Raw genomic sequence first — 15,195 nt, 5'->3', positions numbered from 1 at the left:
TTTTAGTTTTTAAAATCTTTACTCACTTAATACTAATGTTTTTTCAAAAAAAAACGTCCAACAAAAGTTGGACGCTTTAAATATGATAGTTTTTTATACTTTCTATCTATTCATATTCTTTATTTGGTCCACAAAATTGTCTAAATCTGCTCCCTGACTAACAAGTGTAGAAGCTTTATCAATTATGTATTTCACGTTTACTGCATGAAAGCCTAATCCAACGGCAATCTTTTTCAGAAGTGAATCTTCTGGTTCACCATGAATATCATCCACATATACCATACGTACTAAATCATATAAACGCTCTAATCGTCTATCATAAGATACTGGCGGATTTATAGGATGCGACTTATAATCTTTTAAAATAGCTTTATACTCACCTTCTGAAATAGATAAATTATTAGCTAACCTAATTAAAAACGCTTTTTCATCATCTGTAATTATGCCATCTGCCATCGCTACTCTAACTATTGACGCAAAATGACTTTCATTACGCTTTTTAAATCCACTATCAAATAAATCTGAAATCGACATATATTATTGTTTTTATGCTGCTGCAAACGTACATATTATTTTTAAGATTTTAAACCCAAATTTTAATTTTTTGGGCGTTACCACAAGGGTCGGGCTTTCGGTAGTCGCTCTCAAGGAGGAGCTCCAACAAATGCCTCAATCCCTAACGCAAAATAATACCAAAATTCATTGTTCTTTAAATCAAGCTATATATTATATTTGCATTCGTTAAAAGGGAATCAATCAAGTGAGTATTTCAAATCTCTCGCAAACCTATGAACAGACTTTGCAAACGCAAAATCTGCAGAATGCTATTGCCCAATCTCAAAGTAAAACGCATTTAAAAGGTTTAGTAGGGTCTTCGTTTTCCTATGTTATTTCATGCGTTTTTAAAACTGCAGAAAAACCATTTTTATTAGTTTTTAATGATAAAGAAGAAGCGGCTCATTACTTAAATGACTTAGAGCAACTTCTTAATGATAAAGATGTGTTGTTCTACCCGGGTAGTTACAGACGTCCTTACCAAATAGAAGAGACAGACAATGCCAATGTACTTTTAAGAGCTGAGGTTTTAAACCGGATTAACTCAAGGAAAAAACCGGCAATAATTGTAACCTATCCTGATGCGCTTTTTGAAAAAGTAGTTACCCGTAGGGAGTTAGAACGAAATACTTTAAAAGTAGCAGTTAATGATAATTTATCTATAGATTTTGTAAACGAAATTTTATTTGAATACCAATTTAAACGTGTTGATTTTGTAACAGAACCAGGTGAGTTTTCAGTACGTGGTGGCATTGTTGATGTGTTTTCATTTTCACATGATGAGCCCTATAGAATTGAGTTTTTTGGTGACGAGGTAGATAGTATAAGAACCTTTGATGTAGAGTCGCAATTATCTATTGAGCAGATAAAGAAAATTAGTATTATTCCTAATGTTGCCAACAAGTTTTTAGAAGAAAGTCGTCAAAGTTTTTTAAAATATATTGCCCAAAAAACGGTGGTTTGTTTAAAGAATGCGGATTTACTTTTTTCAAGAATTGATGATTTTTTTGAAAAAGCAGAAGATGCTTTTAAAGATCTATCTACAGAGCTTAAACATGATGAGCCAGCCGAATTATTTTGCAATGCAACATTGCTAAAAAAGCAATTATTAGACTATACTATTTTAGAGTTTGGGACACAAAATGTCTTTCGTAATTCTGAGCAAAACGTAGAGTCTGATATTATTCAATTTAACACCACACCCCAACCAGCATTTAATAAACAATTCAATCTTTTAATTGATGATTTAAATACAAATCACAATAAAGGATTTACCAATTATATAGCTTGTGTTAGTGAACAGCAGGCTAAAAGGTTTCATGATATTTTCGAAGATGTAGAGCAAGAGGTTCATTATAAAACTATTGTTCAATCTTTACATCAGGGCTTTGTAGATCATGATAACAAGCTAGTCTGTTACACAGACCATCAAATATTTGAGCGTTATCATAAATTCCACATTAAAAATGGGTATGCTAAAAAGCAAGCCATAACCTTAAAGGAACTCACTAATTTAGATGTTGGTGATTATGTAACTCATATAGATCATGGTATTGGTCGTTTTGGAGGGCTTAAAAAAATTGATGTTGAAGGTAAAAAGCAGGAAGCCATTAAGTTGATTTATGGAGAGCGAGATGTTTTATATCTGAGCATTCATTCGCTTCACAAAATCACAAAGTATAATGGTAAAGATGGAAAGCCTCCAAAAATATACAAACTTGGAAGTACTGCTTGGAAAACCTTAAAGCAAAAAACAAAAGCTAGGGTTAAGCATATTGCTTTCAATCTTATAAAACTTTACGCAAAGAGAAAAACTGAAACAGGTTATCAATACAATCCTGATAGTTATATGCAACATGAGCTGGAAGCTTCTTTTATTTATGAAGATACTCCAGACCAAAGTACTGCCACGGCTGATATTAAGGCCGATATGGAAAGCGAACGCCCTATGGATCGTCTGGTCTGTGGCGATGTTGGTTTTGGTAAAACCGAAGTTGCTATTCGTGCAGCTTTTAAAGCGGTAGATAATGGTAAACAGGTAGCAGTCTTGGTACCAACAACTATTTTGGCCTATCAACATTCTAGAACTTTTAGAAAACGTTTACAAGATTTTCCTGTGGTGGTAGATTATTTGAACAGATTCAGAACTGCTAAAGAAAAGCGTGTAACCTTAGATGCCTTAGAAAAAGGAGAAGTAGATATAATTATTGGCACACATCAGCTGGTAAATAAAAATGTAAAGTTTAAAGATTTAGGCTTATTAATTGTTGACGAAGAACAGAAATTTGGAGTTGCCGTAAAAGAGAAGTTAAAGACTATAAAGGAAAATGTAGATGTGTTAACGCTAACGGCAACACCTATTCCAAGAACGCTACAATTTAGCTTAATGGCAGCCCGGGATTTGTCGGTTATTACAACGCCGCCACCAAACCGTTATCCAATAGAAAGCCACGTTATTAGATTTAATGAAGAAACTATTCGTGATGCGGTTAGTTATGAAATTCAACGTGGCGGGCAAGTATTTTTTATTCATAATCGAATTGAGAATATTAAAGAGGTAGCGGGTATGGTTCAACGTTTGGTGCCGGATGCCAAAATTGGTATTGGCCACGGACAAATGGAAGGTAAAAAACTAGAACAGCTTATGTTGCAGTTTATGGAAGGTGCTTTTGATGTTTTGGTGAGTACAACCATCGTTGAAAGCGGATTAGATGTTCCTAACGCCAACACTATTTTTATCAATAATGCCAATAATTTTGGGTTGAGTGATTTGCACCAAATGCGCGGAAGAGTAGGACGAAGCAATAAAAAAGCATTCTGTTATTTTATAACGCCAGAGTATTCTGCTATGACTGATGATGCTCGTAAACGTATTTCAGCTCTAGAACAGTTTACTGAATTAGGTAGTGGTTTCAATATTGCCATGAAAGATTTAGAAATTCGTGGTGCTGGGGATTTACTTGGTGGCGAACAAAGTGGTTTTATAAACGAAATTGGATTTGATACCTACCAAAAAATACTGAATGAGGCTATTGAAGAACTCAAGGAGAATGAGTTTAAAGACCTGTATAATGAATCTGAAGAGGATAAAACTTATGTGAAAGAAGTTACTATTGATACAGAATTCGAACTGCTTTTTCCAGATAGTTATGTAAACAATATTGCAGAAAGATTGAGTTTGTATACACAATTAAATGCCTTAAAAACTGAGGAAGAATTGTCAGTTTTTGAAAAGGAATTAATTGATAGATTTGGTGAATTACCAGAACAAGTGACCGATTTGCTAAACAGTGTCCAAATTAAGTGGCTTGCTACTAAAATAGGGTTTGAAAAAATCATCATGAAACAAGGTAAATTTGTAGGGTATTTTATTAGTGATCAACAAAGTAGTTTTTATCAGAGTTCGTCTTTTACAAAAGTGCTTCAGTATGTGCAATCAAACTCAAGTGTTTGTAAAATGAAGGAGAAGCAAACCCGTAAAGGCTTGCGATTATTGCTTACTTTTGAAGGTGTAAATTCGGTGGATAAAGCCTTAAAGATATTAAAACCCATTGTGGCTTGATTATTGTCTTAATTAAATAAATGAAACGCGCTTTAAAACATATTATAATTTCAATGTTGTTGCCAACAGTAATTTTTGCGCAACACACAATAAAAGGAACCTTTTCACCGGCAGAAGATTATAATGTAGCTTTGTTGTATAAAGTGACTCCCACGGTGTCAGAATACATTACCAATGCCGAGGTAAAAGAAGATGGAAGCTTCATAATTCAATTAGATTCTACGGTAACTCAAGGTATGTACAGATTGGTATATGCCATTCCTCAAGAAGATTACAATTTCGATATTATTTACAATGGGAAAGAAGATGTTGAGCTTACTTTTAATTCAGAAACTGGTGCTAAATTTTTGACTTCTTTAGAAAATAAATTATTGGCTTCTTATACCAATAGTATGTCTATGGTAACCCATAGTATTGGTAAGTTTTTTAGTGAACAAAGTACAGATACTTTGGCATTGGCTAAAATATTTGAAACTCAAAAAGACACTCAAAAGAATTATGAGGAAGCTGCAAAAGACCACATTGTTTTGGAGTTTATTAAAGCTAATAAACCATATACACCTGAAGGGTTTGAAGATGTAAAAACATATGTAAACAATTTAAAAGATCATTATTTTGATTATGTAGATTTTACCAATGAAACCCTGCAAAGTTCAAACTTTTTAGAAGAAAGAGTATTAAACTATGTGTTTGGAATGACTATAGATTCTGATGATGAAATAGTTAATTACAAAACCAATATTGATGTTGTTAATAAAGCTATGAATGAAGCTCCAAATGGTGTTAAGCGCATTCTATGGGTTAGTCTATGGCAACAAATGGTAGACTTAAATTTTGAGACTGTGGCCAACTATATTTCTGAAGAATATTTAATGGATATTGCGGTAGCTATGAACGATCAGGAATTGTTGAATGCTTTAATTAGGTATGAAAATGTATCGATTGGTAAAATAGCTCCAGACTTTTCTTTTGAAGTTGGTGAAGGTGCAAAAAACGAGCTTAAAAAGTTAAGTGAATTAAATGATGCGGAACATTATGTACTCGTTTTTTGGAATAGCACCTGTGCCCATTGCTTAGATGAAATTCCATTGCTTCAAACTTATTTAAAAGGAAAAAGTAAGGATAAAGTTCAGGTTATAGCAATTGCCTTAGAAGAAGAACCAAATCCATGGAAAGACCTTATAACCAATTACCCTGAATTTATTCATGTTTATGGAGAAGGAAAGTGGGAAAATCCAATTGGTAATGATTACAGCGTTACCGCTACTCCAACATATTTCATTTTAGATAAGGACAAAAAAATTATCGGTAAGCCTGAAGATTTTGAAGATTTAAACAAGTTTTTGGAAGACGATTAAAAGTGATAAAAGGCATTTTCTAAATGCTCAATATTGAATTTATTCTCTTCCTTAACAATGGCGATAATATCAAACCTAACTTCCACATCTAAACCATTTACAGTAACATATTCATCAACTGCTTTTACCAAATTTTTTATTTGTTTTGGCTTTACAAAATCTTGCGGATTCCCAAAGTCAGTACTTGAACGTGTTTTTACTTCTACAATAGCTAAAGTGTCTCCATTTTTAGCAATAATATCCACTTCAGCTTTATCAAAGCGATAATTGCGTTCAACGATATTATAATTCTTTTTAATAAGAAAATCAACCGCTAATTGCTCCCCTTTTTTACCAAGTTCGTTGTGCTGAACCATATACCAATATATTCAAAACTTACCCCCTAAACAAAAAGAAGTCGTCTTTCATGTGTTCTATTTCAGCATCTTCATTGGTAATGATATAATCAATGGCCTGTGAGGTGAAATCATTACCCTTTTCGGTTAGAGATACTATATTGTTATCAACAACTATCATATTGTTCTTAAGCGCTAATTCTAATACCGTTTTGCTGCGTACTTTTTGCCAATTAATGTGTTCGTTTAGATGGTTTACATGGCGTTCTTCTTCCTCGTTGTGGTTTTTTAAGTGCAATAAAAAGGTTAATAACGACACTTCGGTACGTTGTTGTTTTTCTCTGTATAGTACCGCAATAATACCTTTGTTAGGAGCAAATAAATAAACCAATAAAAAGATAATACCTAGCATGGTGGTTATAGAACCGGCAATGGAAGCATCTAACCAATGCGCCACCCAATAACCAGATATGGCACAAAAAACACCAAAGCCAATGGCGTAAAGAAGCATGCGCTTTAAGTTGTTAGTAAGTAGGTATGCAGTAGCCGCTGGAGCAATCATAAGTGCAACTACCAAAATAGCACCAACAGCATCAAATGCTCCTACTGTTGTAACCGATGCAATACTCATTAATCCGTAATGCATAATGGCTGGAGAAAACCCTAATGATGCTGCTAAACCAGCATCAAAGGTGCTTACTTTTAATTCCTTAAAGAATGCGAAGAGTAAGCCAATGGTAACTATTAAAATACTACCAATAACCCATAAAGATTTTGGGCCTAAATCGATATCAGAAATTATAAATCTATCAAAGGGTGCAAAAGCCAATTCACCTAATAAAACGGCATCAACATCTAAGTGCACATCATTGGCATTTTTGGCAATTAAGATAACACCAATACTAAACAACGCTGGAAATACTAAGCCAATGGCGGTATCTTCTTTTACCAATCCTGTTTTTTGAATGTACTCTACTAAAATTACTGTAATAATTCCTGTTGCGGCTGCCAATAAAATAAGTAAAGGCGAGTTGAGGTCATGGGTAATAAAAAAGCCAATTACAATTCCAGGTAAAATAGAATGACTAATGGCATCACTAATCATAGCCATTTTGCGCAAAACCAAAAATGTTCCTGGAATAGCACAAGCAATAGCAGCTAAACTTGCAATGAGTTGTATTTCTATTTGCGCACTACTCATCATCATTCTGTTGGTTATACAAATTTGAAGCAGCTTGAAACCCTTTTTTTGTTAAACTCCACATGTTGCCTTCTAAAGTAACGTAGTTTTTATGTACTAACTTTTGAAGCGTACCTTTTGTAAATCCTTGGAAGTTATTAAGTATTTTGACAGTATGTGGATGTGATATGTTTTCATGCGTTTCAGCAATACCATACATAAACGCTAGAGTTTTATTAAGTTTTAAATCACGACGATTTTTAATGAATCGTATTTGTTTAAAAAGTAGTCCTCTGCTTGGAGAAAACACAAATGAAACCAGTACAAAAACACTAGCAATAATTACAATTACAGGACCTGTTGACAGGTTGTTTTGTGTAGCACTAACCGCTGTTCCAAAAACCCCTGAAAGAGCTCCAAAAATAGCTGCTAAAAACACCATTTTGCCTAAACTATTGGTCCATTGTCTTGCGGCAGCAGCAGGCGCTAATAACATAGCACTCATTAAAACAACACCAACTGTTTGAAGTCCTAAAACAATGGCCAACACTATAAAACTAGTTATTAAGATGTCAATAGCCTTAGTATTGAAACCAAGGGTTTTAGTGAAATCGGCATCAAATAAAAGCATTTTAAATTCTTTCCAGAATAGTAATAAGATTATAAGACATATGCCAGTTACAGTAGCCATCATCCAAACATCACTTTCCAATAAAGTAGCAGCTTGACCAAAGAGGTATTTATCTAATCCTGCCTGATTAGCATTAGGTTGTTTTTGAATAAAGGTTAAAAGCAACATGCCGAATCCGAAGAATAATGATAGAATCAATCCTAAAGCAGTATCAGATTTTAAATGTGTTTTGGTAATTATTCCTCTAATCCAAAATGTTCCAATAAGCCCGCTAATTAGAGCCCCTAAGAGTAAAACATTACTATCTTTAGTTCCAGTTATTAAGAAAGCAATTGCAATACCAGGTAAGGCCGCATGCGAAATAGCATCGCCTAATAAACTTTGTTTTCTGAGTACAGCGAAACTTCCTAACATACCCGTAACAGCACCTAAAATAGCTGTTCCCAGAGTGATGGTTCTTAGGGTGTAGTCTGTAAAGACAAGTCGTATGTACTCTAAAAAATCCATTGAGTTATTCCTGAATACTAACTTTATAATTAATTCCGTAAGTCTTAGTTAAGTTATCGTCATTAAAAATGTCTTTAACCGGACCTGTGGCAATTTTCTTTACATTTAAAAATGTTACCCAATCAAAATATTCGGGAACGGTTTGTAAATCATGATGAACAACAATCACTGTTTTTCCTGCTTTACGGAGTTCTTTTAAAATATTGATTATAGCAATTTCAGTAGTAGCATCAACACCTTGGAAGGGTTCATCCATAAAATATATAGATGCGTTTTGAACCAGAGCTCTAGCCAAAAATATACGTTGTTGTTGCCCTCCTGAAAGCTGACTTATTTGTCTGTTTTTAAAAGGCAACATACCCACTTTTTCTAGGGCTTCCAATGCTTGCTTTTTTTCTTTTTGTTTGGGGCGTTTTATCCAGCCTAAACTACCGTAAGTTCCCATCATTACTACATCTAAAGCTGTTGTAGGGAAGTCCCAGTCAACACTCCCTTTTTGAGGAACGTATGCTACTAATTGTCGTTGCTTTTCATAAGGTTTGTCGTAAATACTAACACTTCCAGCAATGGGTTTTAAGATGCCTAAAATAGATTTTATAAGCGTTGATTTTCCGGCGCCGTTTGGTCCAACAATGGCCATAAGAACACCTTCTGGAATTTCTAAATCAATATCCCACAGTACCGGCTTGTAATTATACGCTACGGTTAAATCGTCTACTTTTACAGCTATCTTTTGTGCCATTATTTTAGTGCATTAACAATAGTATTTACGTTGTATTCATACATTCCTATGTATGTTCCTTCTACAGTCCCAGCATCACCAAGGGCATCAGAATATATAGTACCTCCAATAGAAACTTCATGATCTTTTGATCTTACTGCAGCTTGAAGTGCTTCAATAGTTCTTTTTGGAACCGAGCTCTCTACAAAAATAGCTTTTACTTTCTTTTCAATAATGAAAGCCGATAAGTTTTGAACATCTTGAACTCCTGCTTCTGTTGCAGTTGATAATCCTTGTAAACCAACTACTTCAAATTCAAAGGATTTCCCAAAATAATTAAAAGCATCATGGGCTGTCACCAAAATTCGTTGATTTTTAGGTAAGGTGTTAATGGTAGTTTCTACGTTTTCTTGTAAAGCTAACAATTGTCCTAAATAATTTTTACCGTTGGTTTCAAAAACTGCCTTTTGCTCAGGAAGTTCTTCAGAAAGTGTTTTTACAATATAGTTTGTAACCTGTTTCCAATAATCAATATTAAACCAGATATGCGGGTCATAATTTGAGGCAAAATAATCGGAACCAATTAAAGTGGTTTTGTCCAAAACATCAGAAACAGCAACTGTTTTCTTGTTTTTCATTTTTTCAAAAACCTCGACTAACTTACCTTCTAAATGAAGTCCGTTGTAAAATATAACATCAGCATTTGCAAGTTTGGTAACATCACCTTCACTAGCTTTATATAAGTGCGGGTCAACACCAGACCCCATTAATCCTTGTAAGTTAATATGATTGCCTCCAATATTTTTCACCAAATCGGTAATCATAGTAGTTGTGGTAACAACATTTAATTTACCATCTTCTTTTTTTTCACTCTTACAGTTGAAAAGAAGAGTAATACATAAGAATATTATAAGATGTTTTTTCATTTGAAAAATTTATTTGCTTTGTGTGTTTTTAATTCTGTAACTAAATCCTAGGCCTAATAACAAATCTTGTCCATCAGTAATACTTGTACCAAAATAAGTGTCTAATTGTAAATCATCATTTACCAAATAGGTCATACCAGCATCCCAATAATGATTAGCTGAACTATCTTCGGGCATATCACCATATAGTTCTACATACATTCCAAATTTATCATTAAAACTATAGCCATAGGCTATTGTATATATGGCAGCTGCTTCAAGTGAATCATCTCCCCATTGAGCGCCAATGTTATATCCCAAACTGGAGTTTTCGCTTAAGGTGTGCGAAAGTGAAAGTCTAAAATCAATGCCTGTATATTCAGGACGATAGTCTTTTGAGGCGCTAAAAACTGGGAATACATGTCCTATTAATGCAATTTCAGGCATGCAACCGTTTTCTTCAGCAATATCTATTTTGGCACCTAATAGTAATGGTGATAACCCACTCATAACATTATCAAGTTTGTTCCCACCAACTTTTGTTACCCCTTCAATGAAATTCCAACCTAATCGAAATTCCAAATTATCTAGAATTCCGTAACGAATGAGCATGGTGTTATAGGTGTAATTTTCAAATTTGGTGTTGTTGGTTTCATAAGTTTCATATAATCCTCCAGTCTCAAATTGAAGTATGCCTTTTCCAACGGTAGATGAGGCTTCTGTAGCATCAGGTCTGTCGGTAACTATAGCCCCTAAATCGGTATTTGTTTCTTGAGAAAAAAGTGAAAAAGATATAATTGTAAACCCGATAAATATTAGTGTTTTAATTGTTTTCATTGACGTAAATAATAGATGTAAAATCTTGGTTTAGTAAAATAGTGTTATTGTTTATTAAAATTTGAGTCATTTTATTTTTACTGAATTGTTTGGAAACCACCAGCGTATTGCCATATTTCAAGCCGTTTTGAGCACAGAAATCGAAAAATTCTTTATCATCACTCATCAATCGAGAAATGATATAGGTTTTGCCTTCTTGGGCATTTGACAATGAAATAGAAGTATCTACAGTTGTAATTTCACCTTTAGCATTTGGTATAGGGTCACCATGAGGATCGAACTTGGGATTTCCCAAATACTCACTTATTTTATCAGCTAACAAATCGGATGTTTGATGCTCTAGTAATTCAGCTTCTCGATGAATATCATGCAAAGACATATCAAACATTTTAAATAATAATGATTCCCAAAGGCGATGCTTCCTAATAACTGAAAGTGCTACTTTAGTTCCTTGCTCTGTTAGTTTAAGAGGTTTGTACTTTTCATACTCAAGTAAATCTTTTGCAGCAAGTTTTTTAGCCATATCAGTGGCTGCGGCATTAGAGATTTTTAATTCTTTGGCAATGTTACCAGGTTTGGTGTCATTATTATCACGCATTCCGTTTTTGTAAATGGCTTTTACAAAGTTTTCTATTGCTACTGACATTTGTTTGCTTTAATAAATATTTAAGTAAGCTTAAAAATATTTTCAAATGTAATTAAAAAAATAGAATCAGCAATAAAAAATTCCCTTGTTTAAATGCAACAAGGGAATATATTCGTATTGGGTATAAGATTTAGACCTACTTGAACCTTACCTTCTTTTTAATCTTTTTAGGAAATTTTTTAATAGGTGTTAATGTCAGATTTTTATAATAACACTCTGCTGCTTCAGATTGAATTTGAATTTGCCCACTTGTTAATGGTTTTCCCGTTTCAGGGTTTTTGGCATTTTCAACAACCATAACGATGTTTCCATTTACAACATGTACAGCATCGTTACCAATAACATAGATTTCTAAATGATTCCATTCGCCATGTGGTGCATCATGTTCTGATGCTGCTTGAATATATCCTGAACCTTCTGAGTAAACTTCAGAACCTGGATCAAATTTCTTTTCGTCTTTAAAATCGCCACGGATATCAACAATAGGCCCGCCAACTTTTGGAGTAGCGGCATTACCTCCTAGTGGGATAAAATCACCTAAATCACTTTCTTGTACTTGATATTCTAGACAGGTTTTCCAGGTATTCCAGAATCTACCATGAGCACCATAGCAATGGTATAGAATACCGCTATCTCTTTTAACATCTAGTCTTGGCTCCCATTTTTTATCACCCCATTTGAAAAATACACTTAAGTGATAATTTTCATAGGTATCTTTTGTTGTTAATCCACCATAAATTTCTCCCGAAATTTTTAAAACTAATTCGCCATTTTCTGCAATAGTTGAAAACACGTTTTTGATATTTTTATTTAATCCAACAGGTGTGCCGTTATGCACGTTATCTGACTGATAAGTCCCTTCGGGTAGATCTTTAACTGATGAATGAGGAACCCCTTGCCAAATTTCAAAGTTGCTTAAATCTTTATCGAATAGTTCAATTGATTTACCCTTTACTTGTGCGTTAAGGCTAAAACATATTAATAGAATACAAATAGAAAATAATTGTTTAGGAAACATAATAGTGTTTAGATTTTTAGAGAATGCTAAATGTACGAAAACCTGCAGTTATTTGATTGGATTAAAGTAGAGTTCTTGCATTGCGTTAAGGATTGAACGGTATGTTTGAGCTCCCGACAAAAGGAGGAGCGAGTAGTGAAAGCCTGACCACGATGTGGGAACGCCAAAATGAAAACTAAATACGACTAATGACAACCACAGTTATCATCGTTACCACAAGCCTTTTTTGACTTTGGTTTTTTAATGAGGAATTTTTTAACCAAAAATACAAGAGCCAAAGCAACAGCAGAAAAAACTAGAATATTTTGAACAATATTATTCATATTCCTATTGGTCGAATTAACTAATACCTTATTTTAAAAATTGAAATGCAATTAGTGCTACCGCATAAGCAAAAGCGGTCATGATTATTAATTGCAAAGTAGGCCATTTCCAACTATTAGTTTCACGTTTTACAATGGCCAAAGTACTCATGCATTGCATAGCGAAAGCATAGAAAAGTAACAGCGAAATACCAGATGCAAAGGTAAATAATGGACCACCAAGCACAGGGTTAATTTCGGCTGCCATTCTATTTTTAATGGTGTCTTCGTCATCACTACCAACACTATATATGGTAGCTAGTGTGCCTACAAAAACTTCTCTAGCCGCAAAAGAACTAACAATGGCTATTCCTATTTTCCAATCATATCCTAATGGACGAATTACTGGTTCAATGGTTCTTCCTGTAATACCAATAAAGGAATGCTCAAGTTTATGTGATGCAATTTTATTTTGTAAATCGTCTTCACTTAGATTTTGAGAAGCATATTCTGTTTTAATAATTTCATCAGCATTATTAAATTCTTCTCCTGGACCGTATGATGCTAAGAACCAAAGTACAATTGAAATGGCGAGAATAATTTTACCAGCACCAAAAATGAATGACTTAGTCTTTTCTACAACTGTAAGCGCCACATTTTTAAACATGGGTAATTTGTAGTTCGGCATTTCTACTACAAAAAAGGTTTTGCTTCTTATTTTTAAAATCTTATTTAGAATAAAGGCTGATAAAACAGCGGTTCCAAAGCCAATAAGATATAATAACATAAGTGTTAGTGCTTGATAGCTTAAGCCTAGAAACCTGCCTTCTGGAATAACAAGCGATATAATTATTAGATAAACAGGAAGTCTTGCAGAACAAGTTGTAAAAGGTGTTACTAAAATAGTGATAAGACGTTCTTTCCAGCTTTCAATATTACGTGTAGCCATAATAGCAGGAATAGCACAGGCTGTACCAGAAATTAAGGGTACTACGCTTTTCCCGCTTAGACCAAATCTGCGCATGATTCTATCCATTAGAAATACCACACGACTCATATAACCACTTTCTTCAAGAACAGCAATAAATAAAAACAGGAATGCAATCTGCGGAATGAAAATTACAATACCACCTAAACCAGGGATAATGCCTTCTGCCAATAAATCTGTAAATGCGCCACTTGGAAGCGCCCTCTTTGAAATTTCACTTAAAGATGCAAAAACTCCATCAATGAAATCCATTGGTACTTCGGCCCAATCGTATATGGCCTGAAATATAGTAAGCAGAATAACCGCGAAAATTAAGTACCCCCATACCTTATGAGTTAGAATTCTATCTAATTTAATACGTAAGTCTTTAGCCTGAGAAAGGTCTATAGTTTGGCCTTTTTTAAGGATGTTGTTTATAAACTGATACCTTTTAATAGTTTCCTTTTGCTGTAACCTTTTTAAATCACTTTTACTTTTGGTTTTAAAATTGGCAACAGCTTCAATTTCTTTTCTGTCGGTTTTTCCAAAATTCACATCTTGAGTAATTACCAACCATAGTTTATATAAGAGTTGATTTGGAAAAGCCTTACTTAAACTGCTAAAGTATTCTTTATCTATTTGTAAAGCATTTATACAAGGTTTAACCGAAATATCTTTGTGATGTGTTATCAGCTCTTTTAACCTATCGATACCATCTCCTTTTCTTGTACTTACAAGTGCAATTTTTGTATGCAGTTGTTCTTCTAAATAATCTAAATCTAAAGAAATACCTTTACGGGACATTCTATCTGCCATATTTATAACAAGAACCGTTGGTATTTCTAAGTCTTTAATTTGAGTAAAGAGTAAAAGGTTTCGCTTTAAATTCTCAACATCAGTTACAACTACTGCAATGTCTGGGAAATCTTTATCGTTTTTATTTAAAAGCAACTCAATAACCACATTCTCATCAAGAGAAGAGGCATTTAAACTATAGGTACCAGGTAAATCAATAATATGGGCCTTAACTCCTCTAGGTAGTTTACAAACCCCTTGTTTCTTTTCAACCGTAATACCAGGATAATTACCAACCTTCTGGTTTAATCCTGTAAGTGCATTAAACACAGAGGTTTTCCCGGTATTTGGATTTCCAATTAAAGCTACATTGATTTGCTTACTCATTAGCTATTTTTTCAATTAAAATATGAATGGCGGTTTCCTTTCTAATAGCTAAGTGAGAGCCATTAATATTAAGATACATAGGGTCTGCAAAAGGAGCTACTTGAACTAGTTCTACGGCATTACCCGGTAAACAACCCATTTCTAATAGTTTTAAAGGAATTTCATTAGATGAAACATCGGTAATTATACCTTTTTCACCGCGTTTAAGATGTGCTAAAGTAACTTGCAAGCTTATTTAGATTGATTTTAAAGAAGCAAAAGTAGTATAAAAGATTAGAAGTAAAAAGTTTATTAAAAGGAGTTTTCGGTTCCAGTTTTTCTCGCATTTAATTGATAATTGATAGTATATTGGAGTTAATTGAGTGTATTTTTGCTTTTAGGTGTTAATATAGCATATAAATCTGCCAATATGATTGTTTTTTGAAGTCTATAAGCGCCTTAAATTTGCAGTATAAATTAAGAAATTATGAAAACAAGTAATCGAAAAGT

General features: G+C 33.7%; 13 protein-coding genes. 2 read left to right on the top strand and 11 right to left on the bottom strand.

Annotated elements, in window-relative coordinates:
* Positions 1–102 precede the first annotated feature (102 nt).
* The gene (locus FUA22_RS10780) at positions 103–534 is read right to left on the bottom strand and encodes a TerB family tellurite resistance protein (RefSeq protein ID WP_147768183.1); all 432 of its coding nucleotides are present in this window, start codon (positions 532–534) and stop codon (positions 103–105) included.
* 265 nt (positions 535–799) lie between these two features.
* Here FUA22_RS10780 and mfd point away from each other — a divergent pair, with 265 nt between their 5' ends.
* Positions 800–4,117: a transcription-repair coupling factor gene (gene mfd / locus FUA22_RS10775; RefSeq protein ID WP_394344029.1), complete on the top strand. Its 3,318-nt coding sequence runs from the start codon at positions 800–802 to the stop codon at positions 4,115–4,117.
* A 20-nt stretch (positions 4,118–4,137) separates the two neighbouring features.
* The gene (locus FUA22_RS10770; RefSeq protein WP_147768179.1) at positions 4,138–5,475 is read left to right on the top strand and encodes a TlpA family protein disulfide reductase; all 1,338 of its coding nucleotides are present in this window, start codon (positions 4,138–4,140) and stop codon (positions 5,473–5,475) included.
* Here FUA22_RS10770 and FUA22_RS10765 read toward each other — a convergent pair.
* From FUA22_RS10765 to FUA22_RS10715, 10 genes are all read right to left on the bottom strand, one after another.
* Positions 5,472–5,831 (bottom strand): YraN family protein, encoded by a 360-nt coding sequence (locus tag FUA22_RS10765; RefSeq protein WP_147768176.1) that lies wholly within the window; start codon positions 5,829–5,831, stop codon positions 5,472–5,474. The genes FUA22_RS10770 and FUA22_RS10765 overlap by 4 nt on opposite strands.
* Positions 5,832–5,850: 19 nt before the next feature.
* Positions 5,851–7,011, bottom strand: coding sequence for a metal ABC transporter permease (locus tag FUA22_RS10760; RefSeq protein ID WP_147768174.1), 1,161 nt, complete (start codon positions 7,009–7,011; stop codon positions 5,851–5,853).
* Positions 7,004–8,128: a metal ABC transporter permease gene (locus FUA22_RS10755; RefSeq protein ID WP_147768172.1), complete on the bottom strand. Its 1,125-nt coding sequence runs from the start codon at positions 8,126–8,128 to the stop codon at positions 7,004–7,006. Before FUA22_RS10755 ends, FUA22_RS10760 begins: the two co-directional genes overlap by 8 nt.
* 4 nt (positions 8,129–8,132) lie before the next feature.
* Positions 8,133–8,870 (bottom strand): metal ABC transporter ATP-binding protein, encoded by a 738-nt coding sequence (locus FUA22_RS10750; RefSeq protein ID WP_147768170.1) that lies wholly within the window; start codon positions 8,868–8,870, stop codon positions 8,133–8,135.
* Positions 8,870–9,775, bottom strand: a complete 906-nt coding sequence (locus FUA22_RS10745) for a metal ABC transporter solute-binding protein, Zn/Mn family (RefSeq protein ID WP_147768168.1) — start codon at positions 9,773–9,775, stop codon at positions 8,870–8,872. The genes FUA22_RS10750 and FUA22_RS10745 overlap by 1 nt, the downstream gene beginning before the upstream one ends.
* Positions 9,776–9,784: 9 nt before the next feature.
* The gene (locus FUA22_RS10740; protein ID WP_147768166.1) at positions 9,785–10,591 is read right to left on the bottom strand and encodes a transporter; all 807 of its coding nucleotides are present in this window, start codon (positions 10,589–10,591) and stop codon (positions 9,785–9,787) included.
* Positions 10,578–11,237, bottom strand: a complete 660-nt coding sequence (locus FUA22_RS10735; RefSeq protein WP_147768164.1) for a metal-dependent transcriptional regulator — start codon at positions 11,235–11,237, stop codon at positions 10,578–10,580. The genes FUA22_RS10740 and FUA22_RS10735 overlap by 14 nt, the downstream gene beginning before the upstream one ends.
* A gap of 136 nt (positions 11,238–11,373) precedes the next feature.
* A complete protein-coding gene (locus FUA22_RS10730; protein WP_147768162.1) occupies positions 11,374–12,255 on the bottom strand; it encodes a 3-keto-disaccharide hydrolase in 882 nt (293 codons plus the stop codon).
* Between the two features lie 351 nt (positions 12,256–12,606).
* On the bottom strand, positions 12,607–14,706 hold the full coding sequence (gene feoB / locus FUA22_RS10720; protein WP_147768158.1) for a ferrous iron transport protein B: 2,100 nt from the start codon (positions 14,704–14,706) through the stop codon (positions 12,607–12,609).
* Complete coding sequence (locus FUA22_RS10715) at positions 14,699–14,935, bottom strand: FeoA family protein (RefSeq protein ID WP_147768156.1); 237 nt, start codon at positions 14,933–14,935, stop codon at positions 14,699–14,701. The genes feoB and FUA22_RS10715 overlap by 8 nt, the downstream gene beginning before the upstream one ends.
* Positions 14,936–15,195 lie beyond the last annotated feature (260 nt).

Origin of the sequence: Seonamhaeicola maritimus (assembly GCF_008056315.1) — a bacterium.
In the GTDB taxonomy this organism is placed as follows: domain Bacteria; phylum Bacteroidota; class Bacteroidia; order Flavobacteriales; family Flavobacteriaceae; genus Seonamhaeicola; species Seonamhaeicola maritimus.
Note: the sequence above shows the minus strand (reverse complement) of the source record. Positions and strands in the feature narration are given on the sequence as shown.